This is a genomic window from Haloferax sp. Atlit-10N, from assembly GCF_003586325.1.
Taxonomy (GTDB): domain Archaea; phylum Halobacteriota; class Halobacteria; order Halobacteriales; family Haloferacaceae; genus Haloferax; species Haloferax prahovense.
The window spans coordinates 1,122,350-1,140,143 of sequence record NZ_PSYX01000001.1; the positions used below are offsets into that span (position 1 = coordinate 1,122,350).

The following is a 17,794-nucleotide window of genomic DNA, read 5'->3' on the forward strand; positions in this document are numbered from 1 at the left end:
AACCTATTCGTGTCCCGGAGTGGTAGCCGGAGGTATGACTTCCGAGGTCCGCGGACGCGTCGAGGCGCTGTACACCGCGCCGTCGAAGGGCGAACCGATGGTCTCCCACGAGACCGTCGCGGTCGCCGAGGCCGGTATCGAGAGCGACCGCTACTTCGACGGCTTCTACTCGGCGACCGACGGCTGTCAGGTGACGCTCGTCGACGCCGCGGTGCTGGACGACGCGAAGCGCGAGTACGACCTCGACCTCTCGGCCGGCGAGCACCGCCGGAACGTCGTCGTCCGCGGCGTCGACCTCGACGCTCTGCTCGACGCGACGTTCGAACTCGGCGGGGCCGAACTCCGCGGAACGAAGCGCAGACCGCCCTGCGCGCACCTCGCGGACCTCGTCGGCGACGACGTAGGCGACGCCCTCCGCGAGTCCCGCGGCGGCATCTGCGCGGACGTGCTTTCGCCCGGCCGGGTCGCCGTCGGCGACGACCTCCGCGTGACCGAGGCGAACCCGCGCGAACTGGGTCGGCAGATAGCCCAACGACTCGGCGGCGAGGCCGTCGCGGCCGACGAAGGCGGGACGAGTGCCGAGGAACCGCACGGGGACGGCCACGTATGACCGGCGACGACGATGCTGACGACGCGACCGCCGGAACCCCGGTCGAACGCGCGAAGGCTGCTCTCGCGGCGCTCAGCGCCGACGGCGACGCCTCCGATTCGACTTCGCCCCCGGAGCCGACCGAGCCTGCGAACCCAGTCGTCGCCGTCGCCCCCGGTCGCGTGAACCTCGTCGGCGGCCACACCGACTACAACGACGGCCTCTGCCTCCCGATGGCCGTCGACCGCCACGTCGCGGTCGCGGCCCGTCCACGAGACGACGACCGGCTCCGCGTCCGCGCCGCCGACTTCGACGAGACGGCCGAACTCGCCCCCGACGACGACCCCGATGGGTGGGCCGCCTACGTCGCCGCGGTCGCGCGCGTCCTCCGCGAGGACGGCCCCGTCGGCGGCGCGGGCCTCGCCATCGCCTCCGATGTGCCCACGGGCGCGGGCCTCTCCTCGTCGGCCGCGCTCGAACTCGCAGTCGGCCGCGTGCTTCTCGCAGTCTCCGGGCGCAACCTCCCGACCGCCGACCTCGCGCTGGCGTGCTGGCGGGCCGAGCGCGAGGGCGTCGGCGTCGAGTGCGGCATCCTCGACCAGTTCTCCGCGGCGCTGTGCGAAGCCGACTCGGCGCTCTTTCTCGACTGCCGAACCCGCGAGTTCGAGTCGGTGCCGGTCGGCGACGACGTCGGCGTCCTCGTCATCGACACCGGCGTCTCCCACGAACTGACCGAGTCGGGCTACAACGACCGCGTCCGCGAGTGCGCAGCGGCGCTCGACCGCCTCCGGGAGTGCGCCGACCGCGACCTCGACTCCCTCCGGGACGTGGACCGCGACCTCCTCGACGCCCACGCCGACGCGCTGGAGCCGGTACACCGCCGCCGGGTTCGACACGTCGTGACGGAAAACGAGCGCGTCCGCCGCGCCCGCGACGCGCTCGCCGCCGGCGACCTCGACCGCGTCGGCGACGCGATGCTCGCGGCCCACGAGAGCCTGCGTGACGACTACGAAGTGAGCTGTCCGGAGCTCGACGCGGCGGTCGAACTCGCCGCCGAAACGCCGGGCGTCTACGGCGCGCGGATGACCGGCGGCGGCTTCGGCGGGAGCGCGGTCGCGCTGGTCGACGCCGACGCGCTCGACCGGGCGGCGCGCACGATTCGAGACGCGGTCCCCGAGCGCGTCGGCCCCGACGCCAACGTGTTCGCCTGTCGCCCCTCCGGTGGCGTTCGGCTGGTCGACGAGGAGTGAGGAGACGAGCCGACGGCTCCGCGTTGAGCCTCGGAAAAAATCGAACGCGGGTCCGCGAGTTCGACTTCGGTTACGCCTCGTCGAACGAGGCGAATCGGAGATTCGCCGGCTCGCCGAAGCTTACGCTTCGTCGAACATAACAGACGCTACGCGTCTGTTGGCTTGACGAGTCGTTTCACTCCTCGTCGAATCGCGTCGAGCGAAGCTCGACTGATTCGACTTCGGCTTACGCCTCGTCGAACAGCGTCTCGCCGTCGACCATGTGTTCTTCGACGGTGTCCATGTCCAGCGTCACGCCGAGGCCCGGCTTCTCCGGAATCTCGATGTAGCCGTCCTCGATGACCGTCTCCTCGACGAGGTCGCCCCACCAACCCAGCTCGTAGGAGTGGTACTCGACCGCCAGCGAGTTCGGAATCGCCGTGCCGACGTGCGCGGAGGCCATCGTCGCCACCGGCGACGAGACGTTGTGCATCGCGACCGGCACGTAGTACTGGTTCGCCACGTCCGCGATTTTCTGCGTCTCGCGCATCCCGCCGACCTTCGGCATGTCGGGCGCGACGATGTCCACGGCCTGCTTCTCGATGAGCCGACGAAGCTCCGTCACGCGGTAGCGGTTCTCGCCGACCGTGATGGGCGTGAGCGTGGACTTCGTGACCTCCTCCTGCACGTCGAGGTTCTCCGGCGGCACGGGGTCTTCGAGCCACCACACGTCGTAGTCTTCGAGCGCGGCGGCGAGGCGCTTGGCGCTGCCGCCCGAGAACGTCCAGTGGCAGTCGAACGCCACGTCGGCCTTGTCCTTGACGCGCTCTGTCACCTTCTCGACGATTTCGGCCTTGTGCCGAATCTCGCCGGGGCGCAGGTGGCGGTTCGCGCGGTCCTTCTCGAAGCCCGACGGCACGTCGAGGTCGAACTTCAGTGCGTCGTAGCCGAGTTCGTCGACCACGCGCTCCGCCTCGTCGGCGCACGCTTCGGGGTCGGCCTCCTCTTCGGTGTGGCAGTCGCAGTAGACGCGGACCTTGTCGCGGTATTTCCCGCCGAGAAGCTGGTACGCGGGGATGTCGAGAATCTTGCCCGCGAGGTCGTGGAGCGCGATTTCGATGCCTGCGATGGCAGTGACCGTGACGCCCTCGACGGAGCCCTCACCGGACATCTTCTGGACGAGGTGCTCGTAGAGGCGGTCGATGTCGAGGGGGTTCTCGCCGATGACGAACGGCTTCATGCGCTCGATGAGTTCGGGTACGCCCGCGCCCCAGTAGGCCTCGCCGGTGCCGACGACGCCCGCGTCGGTGTAGATGCGGACGAGCGTCCACGGGAAGTTCCCGTCGACCATCGTCGTCTGCACGTCGGTGATTTCGACGTCGCGGCCGCCGCCGCGCTTGGCCGTCACGCCCATTGTCTCCGCCGACAGCTCTCGCATCGTGTACTCCGCGTTCGGATCGTGTAACTCCGCGTAGTTCTTACCCATGTGGAGAGGTTTACTCGTAGATTAGTAAAGTTTTCCGACCGAGACAGCCGTCGCTCGGTGACCCGCGGGGACGGAGTTAGACCGGCGCACGTCGGTCGAGCGTGTCGCGGAACGTCTCTCGGACGAGCGCGTCGAGGTCGGCGGGGAGGCCGAGTCGCCGGAGGTCGGTGTCGGGGTCAATCGCCGGATCGAGGTCGACGCCGCGGCGGCGGAGCGCGAGCAGTCGCCAGAGATACGCGAGCCTGAGCAGGCGCATCGCGCCCGGCACGTCGGCGGCGCTCCGGACGCGGTAGGTCACCCACGCCGAGTCGGGGAGCACGTGGTGGGGGTCCGCGAGGCCGTCGGTGAGGAGCACGTCGCGGGCGCGTTTCGTGAGCGCGAGGTCGACGACGCCCGCGTCGTGGACGTGGCCGATCTCCCGGCCGGCGACGAGGAACTCCGTTCCCCCGAAGCGGTGCGGCGCGGTCTCGACGCCAGGCCACCGCGAGACCCGTGAGACGATTCTGTCGATGGAGGTAGTCATTCGGTGAATGTACGCGTTCCGAGGAGATAACTGCGAAGTCGGACCGGCGGGAGGTGTCGGCTCAGACACCGTCCGTCAAACACTCCGTAGTCGGGCGATAACCACAGGATTTCCAGACATTCAGTTCACAGAGAGAGTCAATCGAAAATAGACACTCAGACCAGCGCGGTATTCGCGGATTAACACGGGTTAGGAACGCGAATTTTCGCGTCCCGCGACGACTTCGCGTCGGGGCCTCGTCGCGGGGCGCGCTCTCAGACCGACGGAATCCCGAACTACTGCGGTGTCCGGGGTAGACGATTCGTAACGAAAGCCTCGGGACGCAAATAACGGGACGAACCATGTCTCTGACTGCCACCGATGTACCGACACAGGGTCCCGACTTCGACTCCCGGGAGGCCGCGCGATGAACCTCGGCCAACTCGGCGTCGGTGCCGTCGTCCTCGTCATCGTCGTGTTCGCCCTCCTCTCCGGCGGCGTGAATACGCCCGAGACGCCCGCTCCCGCCGACGACGCCGACAGAAGTATCGGCGCCGACGTGACCGACCCCGCCGACGACGCGCCGGACGAGGACATCGAAATCCAAGAAGAGCCCGTCGTCGGCGACGACTCGGGTGACGCCGACGATACCGACGGCGGCTCGTCCGCGGACGACTCCGAGAACGCGACCGGCGCGTTCGAGACGGTCGAAACCGACGCTGCCGACGACGACACCGACTCGACGACGAAGAAGTCCTCGAAGAAACGCAGCAGTTCGAGATCGAACGATAACAGCGACGACTCGAACGACGACTCGAGTGACGACAGTTCGAACGATGACAACACCGACGACAGTTCGTCCGACGACAGTTCGAACGATGACAACACCGACGACAACTCGAACGACGACGGTTCGAACACCGACGACAGCGGCTCGTCTTCGGACGATTCGACCGACGACGACTCGGGTGACGACATCGGAATGTGCACGGTGTGAGCTGAGACACCGTGCGGCGCCCCACCCTCAGTCGACCAAGAGGTTGAGCGCGTAGGCCGTCCGGAGCACCGAGGCGGCGTCGCCGCGGGGAAACACCAGTTCGTCGGTCTCGCGAACGTGTTCGAGCACACCCGGAGAAGAGTGCTCGGGGGCGGCCGCGAGCCCGCACTCGTTTTCGGCGGCCCAACTCATCACGTCGAGGTCGGACTTCGAATCTCCCATCACGAGGACGAACGGGTCGTCCACTCCGAGCACGTCGAGCGCGGCGCGGACGCCCGCCGCCTTGTTCAGGTCGACCGCGGAGAGTTCCGCGGCGTCGGCGTGGTAGTACGCGACCGTCACGCGCTCCAGCGTCCGCCTCACGTCATCGGGAATCTCCGCCGCCTCCGAGGTGGGAAGCGCGTCGCGGTCGTCGAGCACGCCCGCTATCTCAGGGTCGCGCTCCGCGAAGTACGCCCGCGCCCAGTCGGGGCCGGCGGGGTCGTCGGTGAGCGCCTCGCCGAGGAGGTCCAGCAGATAGACGAGCGCGCCGTCGATGACTTCCTCGGCGTCGTCGCTGCCGGTCTCGAAGTTCGGCTTGAGCGTGACGTTGAACTCGTTGCCCTGCAGGTGAACGCCACCGCGGAGCGCGTCGGGGAGGTCGCTGATGACGCGCCCGCGAACCGACTCGAAGACCGACTGCACCGGGTCGTCGAGCGTCTCGTAGAGAAGGCGCTTCGTATCCGAGCCGTGGCCGGGCGTGAAGACGCCGGTGCCCGCCTCGTAGACGATGCTCACGTTCCCTGAGTGGACGAGTTCGTTGCCCAATCCCTGAATGGCGAAGCCCTTGACGTTCTCCAATGTCTGGCCGGTGCAGATGACGATGGGGACGCCCTCCTCGTGGAACTGGGTGAGGAGGTGCAGCACCTCGCGCGGAATCTCGTTGTCGGTCTGTCCCGCAGAGCGCAGCGTCTCGTCCACGTCGAGGACGAGCGCGTTCACGGCCCGGCCGTACTTCGTGTAAAGGTCGAGGGCGGTGAAGGCCTGGTCCCGCGTCGCGCGCGCGGCGAGTTCGGCGTAGCGGTCGCCGTCGGAGAGCGCCCGGCGGATGCGGTCTTTCTTCGCCGTGAGTTCGTCGTCGACCGCCTGCCAGTGCGACAGCGCCACCGGCGAGCCGAGCGGCGGCAAGAGGTCGACGAAGTCCTGTGCGTCCCGGACCGCGTCCGCGTCGAAGTTCCCGTACAGTCTGTACAGGAGGTCGTACCGCTCCATGATTCGGGGTCGTCACCCAACCGCATTAAACCCGCGTGGGAGGCAATCCGTCCCGGCGTCTCGTCGGCTGACTGGGACGCGGTCGCCTCCGCGGTCGGTCGCCTCCGGAGCCGGTCGGCCCCGCAACTCTGATACCGACCGGCCGACGACGTGTGCACATGGCACATTGGACCGACAGCATCGTCGGCGACCGGATGACGGTGGACCGCGAGTTCAACGAGCAGGTGATGAACTCCCGGTTCAACAGTCAGGAGTGGGGTCTCATCATGACGGCGACGGAGTTCGAAATCGAGAACGCGGACGACCCCGAGGAGGCGCGCATCGTCGCCGACACGGAGAAAGTCCCGCAGATAATCCCCGAACTCGACAACATCCGCAGCCAGATGGGCGCGATGGGCGGCGGCGGCGGAGGCGACTCGTCGTCCGGCGGCGGCGGCATCGTCGACTCCATCAAGGGCGCGCTCGGCATGGGCGGCGGCGGCAAGAAGGGCGAACAGGAGAAACTCGAGGACGCGGAACGACTCACACAAGAGTACGCGGACGCGCTCCAAGACCACCTCGAAAAGAAGGGCAAGTGGAATCAGGTCCGCGTCAGCTACCTCGAATAGCGGGCCGGGCGACCGGCCGCGACGGGAGCGCTCACCCGGTCCCGGTGTCGACATTCCGTTCGAGGGCCACAATTCGTAACAGGCGCGGGCGCAACGCCGCTGCTAGATGAGACCGTCAACGCTGATCTTCGCGTTCGGTGGACTCCTGTTCGTGCTTCCGATTCCCGGCACGTTTATCGCCGGCGCACTGGTGCTCCTCGCGGGAGCGCTCGCGCGGTGGCTCGGTTCGTAACGGACCACCGCGAGCGACCACGAACCGGTCGGACGGCCGAGCGTCGGCGGCGACGGCTCAGTACTCGTCGCCGGCGTGGAACAGCGTCCGCTCGCTCGCCTCGTAGATGTTCATCAGTTCGTTGATGAGGTCGTCGTACTCCTCGTCGTCCTCGCGGAGCGCGTCGAGTCGGGCGACCGTCTCGTCGTCGAGGTGAATCTGCGGCATACCTACACTCACGCCACGTGACACCTTAAGCGACGTGGGGCATCGAATTCGACTGCCGTCGAACCCCGAGAGCGCCGCCGCTGGGCGAGAAGCGTATCGAAACGAAGAGCCGGCGGAGTGCCGGGCGGAGACGACAACCGGGTTCCGGTCCGCCGTGCGGGCGCGGCGAACGCTCGACGGTGAACGAATCACCGCCCGCGCGGGTTACTTGAACAGGGACTGGCCGGCGCTGCCGGAGACCTCGGTCAGACCGGCGTGCACGTCGGCGATGCGCTCGCGGATGTCGCGACCGACGACGCGGGGGTCGAACACGTCCTTGTTCGGCGACCACTCCGTTTCGTTGAAGAACGTGTCGCGGGCGTCCTCGACGCCCTCCGGCGGGACGATGGCGTTGGGGTCCTCGCTGTAGAGGTCGTAGGCGGTGCGCGTGTACTCGTACTGGTAGCGGGTGTCCTTGTTGACCTTGCAGATGCCGTGTTTGAGCATCTCCTGCAGTTGGTCGGGCTGGACGCCCGAAGAGCCGTGGAGGACGAGCGGCGTGTCGAGGCCGTGGTCGCGCAGGGCCTGTCGGATGTCGTTTGCGAGGTCCGGGCGGAGTTCGAGGTCCTTGCCCTTGGCGACGCCGTGCTGCGTCCCGACGGAGATGGCGAGCAGGTCCGCGCCCGTCTTGTCGACGAACTCGACGGCCTGCTCGGGGTCCGTGTAGAACGCCTCTTCGGCCTCGATTTCGTCCTCGACGCCCTTTATCTGGCCGAGTTCGGCCTCGATGAGGACGTCGGAGTCCGCGGCCTCGACCATCTCGACGACCTCGCGGCTCGTCGCGACGTTCTCGTCGAACGGCTCGTGGGAGGCGTCGATCATGATGGACGACGGGATGTCAAGTTCGATCTGCTGCTCGATGAACTCGAGGTCAGTCTGGTGGTCCATGTTGAGGAAGACGCCGATGTCGTACCGCTCGGCGACGGTCTCGATGTAGTTCCCCATGGCTTTCAGGCCCGCGACGGCGTCGCCGTCACCGGCGAACCGACAGGCCCCGCCGCTCATCTGCAACAGGAGGTCCGAGTCCATCCGGTCGGCCCCCTCCATGAGACCCATCATAATGTTCGGCTCCGCGATGTTACTCGCGATGAGGCCGAATCCTTCGTCGAGCGCCTCGTCGTACACTGTGGCGAGTTCCTCCCCGCCGTAGAACGGCATTATGCGTTCACCTCGGTTTCGTCAACGACTGCGAGACTAATAATGTATGGGAAGCGAGTTTCGATTCTGCACGTTTTCGTTTGTTCGCGTTCGAGTTAATTTTCGGCGGCGGGCGGAGCGCCGCCGCTGACGGGCGAGCGAAAAACGAAGAGCCGGCGGCGGCGTTACGAGAACAGCTTCTTCAGCCGGGCGAACAGCCCCTTTTCGGGGTCGCCGCCGCGGCGCACGGGTTCGTCCGATTCCGCGGCGTCGCCGGACGAGTCGTCGGTGCCGGCGTCGGCGTCGGCGTCCTCGCCGTCGTCGCCGCTTCCGAACGTGACCGAACCGGTCTTGCCGGCCTCGGCGAGTTCAACCGCTTTCTTCACGACGGCCTCGGCGTTGTTGACGCCGTCTTTGACCGTCCCCTTGACGACGAGTTTGCCGTCGAAGCGGTCGCGGCTGACCGACGTGTCCGAGGTGATGATGACCGCGTCGGCCTCGGCGATGGCGTCCGAGGACAGTTCGTCCTGCGTGCCCATCGCGCCCTGGACCTCGACGTCGATGTCGTGGCCGAGGCGCTCGCCGGCCTGCAGGAGGTTCTCGGCCGCCATCTGGCTGTGTGCGATTCCGGTCGGACAGGATGTGACTGCGACGAGTTTCATTGGTCTAGTGTAAGGATTTCCGCGACTTCAGCCTTGGTGTCGGCCTGCAGGACGCGCTCCGCGAGTTCACGGGCGTCCGCGGTGTCGGTCTCCGCGACGGCCGCCTTGACCTGCGGCACCGTCACGGCGCTCATGCTCAGTTCGTCGAGGCCGAGCCCGACGAGCAGTTCGGTGAGGTCCGGGTCGCCGGCCATCTCGCCGCACATGCCGACCCAGCAGTCCTCGCCCTCGGTCGCCGAGACGGTGGCGTCGATGGCGCGGAGGACCGCCGGCTGTCGGTAGTCGCCGAGGTCGGAGACGCGCTCGTTGCCGCGCTCTGCGGCCATCACGTACTGCGCGAGGTCGTTCGTCCCGATGCTGAAGAAGTCGACGTGCGGCGCGAACCGGTCGGCCATGAACGCCGCGGCGGGCGTCTCGACCATGATGCCGAACTCGGGCAGTTCGTTTTCGACGCCCTCGGAGTCGAGGTCGGCTGCGACCGACTCGAACCGCTCTCGGCCGGCGCGAAGCTCCTCGACCGTCGAGACGAGCGGGAGCATCACCGACAGGTTCGCCCCGTCGGCGCTGGCCGCCGCGCGCAGAAGCGCGCGTACCTGCGTCTCGAAGAGGTCCGCGTCCGGGCCGAGCGACCGACGGATGCCGCGCTCGCCGAGGAACGGGTTCTCCTCGTCCGGCAGGTCGAGGTACGGGACCGGCTTGTCGCCGCCGATGTCGAGCGTGCGGACGACGACGCGGCCGTCCTCGAACGATTCGAGCGCCTCGACGTACGCCTCGTACTGCTCGTCTTCGTCCGGCGGCGACTCGCGGTCGAGGAAGAGGAACTCGGTGCGGAACAGGCCGACGCCGTCGGCCCCGCGGTCGACGGCCGGCCCGAGGTCCGCCAGCGTGCCGATGTTGGCCGCGACCTCGATGTCGACGCCGTCGGCGGTCTCGACCGACTCGTGTCGAATGTCCACCTCGGCGGCGGCCGCGGCGGCCTCCTTGCGCTCGTCGGTCGGGTCGACCACGAGGTCGCCCGACTCGCCGTCGACGACGACTTCGGTGCCGTCCTCGACGGATTGGAGTTCCTCGCCAACGCCGACGATGGCCGGCAGGGCGAGCGAGCGCGCGAAGATGGCCGCGTGGGAGGTGCGGCCGCCCGTCACCGTGACGAAGCCCGCGACGCGCTCGGGGTCGAGCTGCGCCGTGTCGCTCGGCGTGAGGCGCTCGGCGACGACGACGCTCCCCTCCGGCAGCGACGAGAGGTCGACCCGCTCGCCGTCCGAGAGGACGCGCACGAGCCGGTCGCGCACGTCGCGGAGGTCGTCGGCGCGCTCGCCCATGCGACCGCCCATGTTCTCGAACTGCTCGACGAACTCGGAGAACGTCTCCTGAACGGCGTGTTCGGCCGGGAGTCCGCCCTCGATGGCGTCGGTGACGCCGTCGGTTATCTGCGGGTCGTTGAGGAACTGGACGTGCGCGTCGAACACCGCGGCCTCCTCCTCGCCGACGCGTTCGGCGGTCCGCTCGCGCTCGGCTTCGAGTTCGTCTTCGGCGGCCGCGCGGGCGTCCTCGAAGCGCGCCAGTTCGGCGTCTTCGTCCACGTCTTCCGGTGCCGGCGGCTCGGGGAGGTCGGCGTCCGGTCGGTACCAGACGACGGTGCCGACGCCCGAAAGCGGTGTCACGCCGATGCCAGAGAGGGTTCGTTCGGTCATAGCTTACTGTTTGGCTTCGGGCGTCGAAAGGATGTCCTCTAGGGCGTCGAGTGCCGCTTCCGCGTCGTCGCCCTCGGCGACGAGTCGGACGGACTCGTCGTGGCCGACGCCGAGGCCGGTGACCGCGAGCATGCTGGCGGCGGGGACGAGGTCGTCCTCGTCGGCGCGCCCGAGCTGGATGTCGGCGTCGAACTCGTTCGCGGTCTCGACGAACTGCGAGGCCGGACGGGCGTGAAGCCCGTCTTCGGGGACGACCGTGACGGTCCGCTCCATCACTCGACCACCTCGGCGAGCACGTCCTGGACGGTCTGCTTGCTCTCGGCTTCGAGGAGCTTCTCGCGCACGTCCTCGTGCATGAGCGACCGCGAGAGGGCGCTCAGAATCTGCAGGTGGTCCTCGCCGCCCGCGGCGGGGACGAGAATCATAAAGAGGAGCTTCGCCGGCTTGTCGTCCATGGCGTCGAAGTCGATGCCCTCGGTCGAGCGAGCGAAGGCGACCGTCGGCTTCGAGACGGCGTCGGTCTTCGCGTGCGGGATGCCGATGCCGAAGCCGACGCCGGTCGTCGCCTCCTCCTCGCGTTCGAGGAGGGCGTCGAGCGCGGCGTCTCGGTCGTCGACGCGGCCGGCGTCGACCGCGAGGTCGAGGAGGAACTCGATGGCTCCCTCCTTCGTCGCCGGCGGCTCTTCGAGCGATATCAGTTCGAGCGGTGTGATGGTGCTGATGTCAGTGACGTCCATTGTATTGTACTTCGTTCGGGTCTGGAAAGATTAGTTCGGTGTGGTCAGTCGTCGGAGCTCTGGGCGGCCACCTTGGCGTCGAAGTTCGGCTTGATGGCCGTCGCGATGACCGCGGTGACGATGGAGCCCAGCAGGATGCACGCGATGAACATGAACGGCTGGTTCGATAGCGGAACCACGAAGATGCCGCCGTGCGGAGCCGGCATGTTCACGCCGAGCGCCATCGAGGCCGCGCCGGCGACGGCGCTGCCGGCGACGACGCTCGGGATGACGCGGGCCGGGTCGGCCGCTGCGTACGGAATCGCGCCCTCAGTGATAAAGGAGAAGCCGAGGAGCACGCCGCTCTTGGCGTTCTCGTACATCTCGGCCGCGTACTTCTGCGGCGCGATGAAGTTCGACAGCGCGAGGCCGATCGGCGGGACCATACCCGCGATCATGACCGCGGCCATCGGTGCGGTGACGCCCTCGGAGATGAGGCCGACGGAGAACACGTAGGCGACCTTGTTGATAGGGCCGCCCATGTCGGCCGCCATCATCGCCCCGAGGATGCCCCCGAGGAGAATCGCCTGTCCGCCGCCCTGCATGTTGCTCAGGAAGTTCGTGAGTCCCGCGTTCGCGATGGAAATCGGGACGCCCAGCACGAACAGCATGATGGGCGTGAGCACCGCGGTCGTCGCGACCGGGATGAGGAGCACGGGCATCATCGGTGCGATGAACTCGGGCACGTCGCGCTGCTTGAACCAGCGCGCGACGATGCCGGCGAGGAACCCGGCGACGATAGCGCCGAGGTAGCCCGCGCCGGCGGAGCCGCCCTGGAGACCGATGACGTCACCGGCCGCCTGCAGGACGTTACCCTGCTGGATGATGTACGACAGGATGAAGCCCGGTGCGAGGCCCGGACGGTCGGCGATAGCGTACGCGATGTACGCGCCGAGCACCGGAACCATAAGCGTCAGCCCAGCGACGCCGATCTGCGCGAGGAACCAGCCGGCGGTCCCCGTGCTGTTGAATACGTCTTGTACGTTGTTCGAAAGCGAGGCTACGGCGTAGCCCAGCGCCAGGAAGATTCCGCCGATAGTCACGAACGGAATCATGAACGATACCCCAGTCATGAGGTCCTCCTTCACCGAAGTGAGGTAGGACCGAACCGCGTCTTCTGCGTCGTTTGCCATAGTGTTGCCACCCCTACGAAAGAACATACGCAAATGTGCTCAAAAACCCTTTCGAATATGAACGTTACTGAGCGTTTCAGTCGTTAACAAACGTTCATCTGAGAATCATCGGCTCCGGACGGTCGTCACCTCGACGTGCGTTTCGTTCGTCAACACGTCTTCGAGGTTCGGGACGCGGGTGCCCGCGACCCCGACGACGCGGGACGCGGTCAGAACGCCCATTCGGAGGGCGTCGGCGTCCGAAAGGCCGTGTTCGCGCGCGGCGAGGAACCCGGACATGACGGCGTCGCCCGCGCCGACCGTGTCGACGACATCCACGTCGAGCGCGGGCGCGGAGAGGACTTCGCTGTCGGTGACGAGGAGCGCGCCGTCCGCGCCGAGCGAGGCCAACACGTACTCGAACCCGCGCGCGTGAAGTTCCTCGGCGGCCGCGATGGCGTCGGCTTCGGTCTCGACCGTTCGGCCCGTCGCCGCCGCGAGTTCGGAACGATTGGGTTTGCAGACGTAGTAGTCGGCGTCCAGTTCGGCGAGGTACTCGCCGCCCATGTCCACCGCAATCTGCCAGTCGCCCGCGCGGGCGAGTCTATCGACGTCGTCGAGGGACATCCCCGGCGGGAGACTGCCGCCGACGAGGAGCGTGTCGGGCTCGTTCGCCTGCGCGGTTTCGACGAGTTCGTCCACGTCGGCTGCACGAATCTGCGGGCCGTTGTGATTGAGTTTGTACTCGCCGTCTTCCGCGAGCACGGTCGTGTTCAGGCGCGTGTCCGCGTCGACGGTGACGAAGTCCGAGGCGATGCCGTCGGCGTCGAGTCGGTCGCGGACGAACTTCCCGAAGTGGCCGCCGAGAAAGCCCGAGGCGGTCGCGTCGGCGTCGAGCGCCGAGACGTACTTGGCGACGTTGATGCCCTTGCCGCCCGCGGTGAACACCGCGTCGTCGGTCCGGTGGACGACGCCGGGCTGAAGCGGTTCGTCGAAGTGAATCGTGTGGTCTACTGCTGGGTTCGGGGTGACTGTGAGAATCATCGTGCAACTCCGTCGACGACGGTGACGCCCGCGTTCTCTATCTCCTCGCGCGAGTCGGCGTCGAGCGTTCCGTCGGTGATAATCAGGTCGATATCTTCGAGCGATGCGAACTGGACGAAGCTCCGTCGGCCGAGCTTCGAGAGGTCCGCGACGAGAACGACCTTCGCGGCCTTCTCGACCATCAGCTCCTTCATCCGCGCCTCGTCCTCGTTCGGGGTCGTGAGGCCGGAGTCCACGTCCAGCCCGTTCGTACCGAGGAACAGCAGGTCGAAGTTCGTCCGCTCCATGAACGACTCCGCGGTCGGCCCCACGAGCGCCTTCGTCCGCCGCCGGAGCGTCCCGCCGGTGAGTTTGACCTCGTTGTCCTCCTCGTTCAGTTCGATGGCGAGCCGCGGCGAGTTGGTGACGCCGAGTATCGTCCCGTCCTTGGGGACCTTCCGGGCCACCTCCATCGTGGTCGTCCCCGCGTCGAAGAACACGACCTGTCCCTCGGCCAGTTCTTCGACCGCGCGGTCCGCAATCGCGCGTTTCCCTTCGAGATTCTGTACTTCCTTCTGCCCGTAGGTCTGCTCGCGCCCGACGGAGGTCACGGGGACGGCTCCGCCGTGCGACCGCTCGATGAGCCCACGGTCTTCGAGTTCGCGCAGGTCACGGCGTATCGTCGCCTTCGAATAGCCGAGGTGGTCGGACAGCGACTCGACCGACCGGCCGTCCGAGTCGGAGACGAGTTCGACGATGCGGCGTTTGCGCTCTGCTGGTAACATCGGTAGCGATTCCTCGTTAGGTGGAAGGTAGGTCGGGGAGTAGTGTTAATTGTTTATGTTGGATTCCGACCGTATATGCTCGAAACAGCCGAATCTCACACAAGAACGAACACGGGGTGCTCGACGGTGAGAAAACGATCAAAAACGAAAACGAGAACGCTCGAAACGAACGTCGAACCGTCGATTCGGTGGGCCGCCGACGCTCAGAGTCGGTCGAGAATCGCGGCGGTCACGTCCTCCGTGGAGGCGTCGCCGCCGAGGTCGGGCGTGCGCGGCCCGTCGGCGAGGACGCCTTCGACGGCCGACCGGACGCGGTCGGCTTCTTCCTCGTAGTCGAGGTAGTCGAGCAGCATCGCCGCGGACAGAATCGTCGCGGCCGGGTTGGCGATGCCCTCGCCGGCGATGTCGGGCGCGGAGCCGTGGACCGGTTCGAACAGCGCGGCGTCCGGGCCGATGTTCGCCGAGGGGAGCAGTCCGAGGCCGCCGACGAGGCCGGCGGCGAGGTCGGACAGCACGTCGCCCGCGAGGTTCGGACAGACGATGGTGTCGAACTGCGTGGGGTCGAGACAGACGCGCGTCGCGAAGGCGTCCATCAGGACTTCCTCGGTCTCGACGCCGCGGTCGTCGGCGACGGAGACGACGGCGTCGCGGAAGCGACCGTCCGTCTCGCGCATCACGTTCGCCTTGTGGGCGACCTGGAAACTGCCGCCCTCGCCGCCGACGTAGTCGCAGGCGTACTCGGCGAGTCGCTCGGACGCCGAGGTGGTGACCACGCGCGTGAGCGTCGAGAGGTCCTCGGAGAGGCGGTCCTCGTGACCGGCGTAGACGCCCTCGGTATTCTCCCGGAGGAAGACGAGGTCCGTCTCCGGGCGGAGCGCGTCGACGCCGGGGTAGGCCTTCGCCGGGCGGACGTTGACGAACGAGTCCACCGCGGTCCGAAGCGGCAGGATGACGTCCGCCGCGGTCTCGCCGGCCGCGCCGAACAGCGTCGCGTCGGCCTCTGCGGCGAGGTCGTAGGTCTCCTGCGGGAGCGCCTCCCCCGTGGCTTCTTTCACGTGGTCGCCCGCGTCGGCCTCGACGAACTCGAAGTCGCCGACGGCCTTCAGCACGTCAACCGCCGCCGGGATGACCTCCGCGCCGATGCCGTCGCCGGGGATGACGACGATTTCCTCAGTCATCGACGTAGGGCAGGGAAGCGGCTTTCTCGGCGACCGCGTCGGCGTTCGACTTCATGAGCGCCGTCGTGTCCCAGACGCCCTCGGTGAGCGCCTTTCGCTGTGCGTCGTCGACGGTCACGTCCACGGTCGTCTCGCTGTAGGTGACCGTCTCGTTTTCCACGTCCACGTCGATGTCTGCGTCCGGGTGCTCGTCGACCCAGTCCTGCAGTTCGGTGACCGTCTCGTGGTCCGCGGTGACCGTCGGGATGCCGAGCGCGAGGCAGTTGCCCGCGAAAATCTCGGCGAACGACTCGCCGATGATGGCGTCGATGCCCCAGCGCATGAGCGCCTGCGGGGCGTGCTCCCGAGAGGAGCCACAGCCGAAGTTGGCATTGACGACCATGATGGCGGCGTCCTGGAACTGCGGCTCGTTCATCGGGTGCTCTTTGGGTTCGTCGTTCTCGTCGTAACGCTGGTCGAAGAACGCGAACTCGCCGAGGCCGTCGAACGTGACGACCTTCATGAACCGCGCCGGGATTATCTGGTCCGTGTCGATGTCGTTGCCGCGGATGGGAACGCCGGAGCCGGACGCCGAGTCGATTTCGGGAATCTCGTCGGTCATGCGACGCTCACCTCCTTCAGTTCGCGCACGTCAGTCACGTGCCCGGTGACGGCCGCGGCGGCGACCATCCGCGGGTTCATCAGGACGGTGCGGCCGTCTTTCGACCCCTGCCGACCGATGAAGTTACGGTTCGACGAGGACGCCGAGGCCTCGTCGCCCTCCAGCTGGTCCTCGTTCATGCCGAGACACATCGAACAGCCCGCCTCGCGCCACTCGAAGCCGGCTTCCGTGAATATCTCGTCGAGGCCCTCCGCCTCCGCGGCGGCCTTGACGCGCTGACTGCCGGGGACGACCATCGCGCGGACGTCGTCGGCGACCTGTCGTCCCTCGACGACTCCCGCCGCGCGGCGGAGGTCGGGCATTCGGGCGTTCGTACACGAGCCGAGGAACGCCACGTCGATTTCGTAGCCCTCCATGGTCTCGCCGGGCGTGACGCCCATGTGTTCCTGCGCCATCCGGGCGGTGTCCTGCTTCTCCTCGGGCAGCTCCTCGGGGGCCGGAATGGGCTGGGTGATGCCGACGCCCTGTCCGGGCGTGGTCCCCCACGTGACGACGGGTTCGAGTTCGGAGCCGTCGATGGTGACGACGTCGTCGTACTCGGCGTCCTCGTCGGAGCGGATGGACTCCCAGTACGGCTTGAGTTCGTCGAACCGCTCGGGGTTCTCCTGGAAGTACTCGGTCTCTTTCAGCCAGTCGTAGGTGGTCTCGTCGGGGTTGACGTAGCCCGCGCGAGCACCGCCCTCGATGGACATGTTACAGATGCTCATCCGACCCTCCATGTCGAGGTTCTCGATGGCCTCGCCGGCGTACTCGTAGACGTAGCCGACGCCGCCTTCGGTCCCGAGGCGACGGATGATTTCGAGGATGACGTCCTTGGCCTCGACGCCGGGGCCGAGTTCGCCCGTGACCTCTATCTTCCGGACCTTCTTTTTCTCCATCGCGACCGTCTGAGTCGCCAGCACGTCGCGAATCTGGCTCGTACCGATACCGAACGCGAGCGCGCCGAACGCCCCGTGGGTCGAGGTGTGGCTGTCGCCGCAGACGATAGTCATGCCGGGTTGGGTGAGTCCCTTCTCGGGCCCGATGACGTGGACGATACCCTGTTCGCCCGAGGTCGGGTCCGAGAAGTTGATGCCCGCGTCGCGGACGTTCTGTTCGAGTTCGGCCATCATCTCCTCTGCGGCGTCGTCGCGGAACGGCCGCGACTGGTCCGACGTGGGTACGATGTGGTCGACCGTCGCGTGCGTCCGGTTCGGGTAGGCGACTTCGAGGTCGCGTTCCTGCAGCATGCCGAACGCCTGCGGGCTCGTCACCTCGTGGATGAGGTGCAGGCCGCAGAACAGCTGGGTCTGGCCGGTCGGAAGCTCCGAGACCGTGTGTTCCTCCCAGACCTTGTCGTACAGCGTTCCCTCACTCATGTCCGTCACCCGGTACGACGCGGTCGTCGCGGCCGCGTTCCCAGACATGGTTCGCGCCCTCGCCGTTGCGGGGCGTGTGATCCACGTCGCCCATCGTCTCGGTCTCGGTCTCGGTCGCGTCCGTGTCCGTCGTCGCGGGCGTCGCGTCGCTCCGACCGCCGTCGGTGACGGCCGGGCCGCGCTCGTAGACCGTGGTGAACGTCTCGCCCGTATAGGGGTTCGTGTGGCTGATGTCTCGCATTCGGTCGGTCGTGTCGTCGCGTGTCAT

The 17,794-nt window shown here is 67.3% G+C and carries 21 protein-coding genes; 5 read left to right on the forward strand and 16 right to left on the reverse strand.

What is annotated here, in order from left to right:
* Positions 1-34 precede the first annotated feature (34 nt).
* Together C5B91_RS05870 and galK are read left to right on the forward strand one after the other, a co-directional pair.
* Positions 35-610, forward strand: a complete 576-nt coding sequence (locus tag C5B91_RS05870) for an MOSC domain-containing protein (RefSeq protein ID WP_115819227.1) — start codon at positions 35-37, stop codon at positions 608-610.
* Positions 607-1,839, forward strand: a complete 1,233-nt coding sequence (gene galK, locus C5B91_RS05875) for a galactokinase (RefSeq protein WP_115819228.1) — start codon at positions 607-609, stop codon at positions 1,837-1,839. The genes C5B91_RS05870 and galK overlap by 4 nt, the downstream gene beginning before the upstream one ends.
* Positions 1,840-2,065: 226 nt before the next feature.
* On the opposite strand, the gene C5B91_RS05880 is transcribed toward galK, so the two are convergent.
* Positions 2,066-3,304, reverse strand: coding sequence for a mandelate racemase/muconate lactonizing enzyme family protein (locus C5B91_RS05880; RefSeq protein WP_004977018.1), 1,239 nt, complete (start codon positions 3,302-3,304; stop codon positions 2,066-2,068).
* A gap of 76 nt (positions 3,305-3,380) precedes the next feature.
* Positions 3,381-3,827: a luciferase family protein gene (locus C5B91_RS05885; RefSeq protein ID WP_008093355.1), complete on the reverse strand. Its 447-nt coding sequence runs from the start codon at positions 3,825-3,827 to the stop codon at positions 3,381-3,383.
* A 406-nt stretch (positions 3,828-4,233) separates the two neighbouring features.
* Between C5B91_RS05885 and C5B91_RS05890 the strand changes: the two genes are divergently transcribed.
* Complete coding sequence (locus C5B91_RS05890; RefSeq protein WP_115819229.1) at positions 4,234-4,803, forward strand: hypothetical protein; 570 nt, start codon at positions 4,234-4,236, stop codon at positions 4,801-4,803.
* A 27-nt stretch (positions 4,804-4,830) separates the two neighbouring features.
* Here C5B91_RS05890 and C5B91_RS05895 read toward each other — a convergent pair whose 3' ends face one another.
* A complete protein-coding gene (locus C5B91_RS05895) occupies positions 4,831-6,054 on the reverse strand; it encodes an HAD family hydrolase (protein WP_008093357.1) in 1,224 nt (407 codons plus the stop codon).
* A gap of 158 nt (positions 6,055-6,212) precedes the next feature.
* On the opposite strand from C5B91_RS05895, the gene C5B91_RS05900 reads away from it, so the two are divergent.
* Together C5B91_RS05900 and C5B91_RS22965 are read left to right on the forward strand one after the other, a co-directional pair.
* Positions 6,213-6,662, forward strand: a complete 450-nt coding sequence (locus tag C5B91_RS05900; RefSeq protein ID WP_049968466.1) for a DUF5799 family protein — start codon at positions 6,213-6,215, stop codon at positions 6,660-6,662.
* 106 nt (positions 6,663-6,768) lie between these two features.
* A complete protein-coding gene (locus C5B91_RS22965; protein ID WP_255409903.1) occupies positions 6,769-6,894 on the forward strand; it encodes a hypothetical protein in 126 nt (41 codons plus the stop codon).
* A gap of 57 nt (positions 6,895-6,951) precedes the next feature.
* Here C5B91_RS22965 and C5B91_RS22325 read toward each other — a convergent pair whose 3' ends face one another.
* The 13 genes from C5B91_RS22325 to C5B91_RS05960 all read right to left on the reverse strand — a co-directional run bounded on the left by C5B91_RS22325 (position 6,952) and on the right by C5B91_RS05960 (position 17,794).
* Positions 6,952-7,101 (reverse strand): hypothetical protein, encoded by a 150-nt coding sequence (locus tag C5B91_RS22325; RefSeq protein WP_004043442.1) that lies wholly within the window; start codon positions 7,099-7,101, stop codon positions 6,952-6,954.
* A 204-nt stretch (positions 7,102-7,305) separates the two neighbouring features.
* On the reverse strand, positions 7,306-8,298 hold the full coding sequence (gene fba, locus C5B91_RS05905; protein WP_008093360.1) for a class II fructose-bisphosphate aldolase: 993 nt from the start codon (positions 8,296-8,298) through the stop codon (positions 7,306-7,308).
* 164 nt (positions 8,299-8,462) lie between these two features.
* Positions 8,463-8,939 (reverse strand): fructose PTS transporter subunit IIB, encoded by a 477-nt coding sequence (ptfB, locus tag C5B91_RS05910; protein ID WP_049913440.1) that lies wholly within the window; start codon positions 8,937-8,939, stop codon positions 8,463-8,465.
* Positions 8,936-10,633 carry a phosphoenolpyruvate--protein phosphotransferase gene (ptsP, locus tag C5B91_RS05915; protein ID WP_049968467.1) on the reverse strand — a complete coding sequence of 566 codons (1,698 nt, stop codon included), beginning with the start codon at positions 10,631-10,633 and terminating at the stop codon, positions 8,936-8,938. Before ptsP ends, ptfB begins: the two co-directional genes overlap by 4 nt.
* Positions 10,634-10,636: 3 nt before the next feature.
* Positions 10,637-10,906: a phosphocarrier protein HPr gene (gene ptsH1 / locus C5B91_RS05920; protein ID WP_008093366.1), complete on the reverse strand. Its 270-nt coding sequence runs from the start codon at positions 10,904-10,906 to the stop codon at positions 10,637-10,639.
* Positions 10,906-11,370 (reverse strand): fructose PTS transporter subunit IIA, encoded by a 465-nt coding sequence (gene ptfA, locus C5B91_RS05925; protein WP_004970773.1) that lies wholly within the window; start codon positions 11,368-11,370, stop codon positions 10,906-10,908. The genes ptsH1 and ptfA overlap by 1 nt, the downstream gene beginning before the upstream one ends.
* A 44-nt stretch (positions 11,371-11,414) precedes the next feature.
* Complete coding sequence (gene ptfC / locus C5B91_RS05930) at positions 11,415-12,542, reverse strand: fructose PTS transporter subunit IIC (RefSeq protein ID WP_004977002.1); 1,128 nt, start codon at positions 12,540-12,542, stop codon at positions 11,415-11,417.
* Between the two features lie 105 nt (positions 12,543-12,647).
* On the reverse strand, positions 12,648-13,565 hold the full coding sequence (gene pfkB, locus C5B91_RS05935) for a 1-phosphofructokinase (RefSeq protein ID WP_008093369.1): 918 nt from the start codon (positions 13,563-13,565) through the stop codon (positions 12,648-12,650).
* Positions 13,562-14,329, reverse strand: coding sequence for an HTH-type transcriptional regulator GlpR (gene glpR, locus C5B91_RS05940; protein ID WP_008093371.1), 768 nt, complete (start codon positions 14,327-14,329; stop codon positions 13,562-13,564). Before glpR ends, pfkB begins: the two co-directional genes overlap by 4 nt.
* A gap of 203 nt (positions 14,330-14,532) precedes the next feature.
* Complete coding sequence (gene leuB, locus C5B91_RS05945) at positions 14,533-15,507, reverse strand: 3-isopropylmalate dehydrogenase (protein WP_004976994.1); 975 nt, start codon at positions 15,505-15,507, stop codon at positions 14,533-14,535.
* The gene (leuD, locus tag C5B91_RS05950) at positions 15,500-16,108 is read right to left on the reverse strand and encodes a 3-isopropylmalate dehydratase small subunit (RefSeq protein WP_115819230.1); all 609 of its coding nucleotides are present in this window, start codon (positions 16,106-16,108) and stop codon (positions 15,500-15,502) included. Before leuD ends, leuB begins: the two co-directional genes overlap by 8 nt.
* Entirely contained in the window at positions 16,105-17,526 is a 1,422-nt protein-coding gene (leuC, locus tag C5B91_RS05955; RefSeq protein WP_049968468.1) for a 3-isopropylmalate dehydratase large subunit, read from the reverse strand. The genes leuD and leuC overlap by 4 nt, the downstream gene beginning before the upstream one ends.
* Complete coding sequence (locus C5B91_RS05960) at positions 17,519-17,794, reverse strand: hypothetical protein (protein ID WP_008093378.1); 276 nt, start codon at positions 17,792-17,794, stop codon at positions 17,519-17,521. Before C5B91_RS05960 ends, leuC begins: the two co-directional genes overlap by 8 nt.

Coding starts and splice junctions, on each gene's coding strand:
- C5B91_RS05870 (WP_115819227.1), top strand. CDS start 35: ATGACTTCCGAGGTCCGCGGACGCGTCGAGGCGCTGTACACCGCGCCG.
- galK (WP_115819228.1), top strand. CDS start 607: ATGACCGGCGACGACGATGCTGACGACGCGACCGCCGGAACCCCGGTC.
- C5B91_RS05880 (WP_004977018.1), bottom strand. CDS start 3,304: ATGGGTAAGAACTACGCGGAGTTACACGATCCGAACGCGGAGTACACG.
- C5B91_RS05885 (WP_008093355.1), bottom strand. CDS start 3,827: ATGACTACCTCCATCGACAGAATCGTCTCACGGGTCTCGCGGTGGCCT.
- C5B91_RS05890 (WP_115819229.1), top strand. CDS start 4,234: ATGAACCTCGGCCAACTCGGCGTCGGTGCCGTCGTCCTCGTCATCGTC.
- C5B91_RS05895 (WP_008093357.1), bottom strand. CDS start 6,054: ATGGAGCGGTACGACCTCCTGTACAGACTGTACGGGAACTTCGACGCG.
- C5B91_RS05900 (WP_049968466.1), top strand. CDS start 6,213: ATGGCACATTGGACCGACAGCATCGTCGGCGACCGGATGACGGTGGAC.
- C5B91_RS22965 (WP_255409903.1), top strand. CDS start 6,769: ATGAGACCGTCAACGCTGATCTTCGCGTTCGGTGGACTCCTGTTCGTG.
- C5B91_RS22325 (WP_004043442.1), bottom strand. CDS start 7,101: ATGCCGCAGATTCACCTCGACGACGAGACGGTCGCCCGACTCGACGCG.
- fba (WP_008093360.1), bottom strand. CDS start 8,298: ATGCCGTTCTACGGCGGGGAGGAACTCGCCACAGTGTACGACGAGGCG.
- ptfB (WP_049913440.1), bottom strand. CDS start 8,939: ATGAAACTCGTCGCAGTCACATCCTGTCCGACCGGAATCGCACACAGC.
- ptsP (WP_049968467.1), bottom strand. CDS start 10,633: ATGACCGAACGAACCCTCTCTGGCATCGGCGTGACACCGCTTTCGGGC.
- ptsH1 (WP_008093366.1), bottom strand. CDS start 10,906: ATGGAGCGGACCGTCACGGTCGTCCCCGAAGACGGGCTTCACGCCCGT.
- ptfA (WP_004970773.1), bottom strand. CDS start 11,370: ATGGACGTCACTGACATCAGCACCATCACACCGCTCGAACTGATATCG.
- ptfC (WP_004977002.1), bottom strand. CDS start 12,542: ATGGCAAACGACGCAGAAGACGCGGTTCGGTCCTACCTCACTTCGGTG.
- pfkB (WP_008093369.1), bottom strand. CDS start 13,565: ATGATTCTCACAGTCACCCCGAACCCAGCAGTAGACCACACGATTCAC.
- glpR (WP_008093371.1), bottom strand. CDS start 14,329: ATGTTACCAGCAGAGCGCAAACGCCGCATCGTCGAACTCGTCTCCGAC.
- leuB (WP_004976994.1), bottom strand. CDS start 15,507: ATGACTGAGGAAATCGTCGTCATCCCCGGCGACGGCATCGGCGCGGAG.
- leuD (WP_115819230.1), bottom strand. CDS start 16,108: ATGACCGACGAGATTCCCGAAATCGACTCGGCGTCCGGCTCCGGCGTT.
- leuC (WP_049968468.1), bottom strand. CDS start 17,526: ATGAGTGAGGGAACGCTGTACGACAAGGTCTGGGAGGAACACACGGTC.
- C5B91_RS05960 (WP_008093378.1), bottom strand. CDS start 17,794: ATGACACGCGACGACACGACCGACCGAATGCGAGACATCAGCCACACG.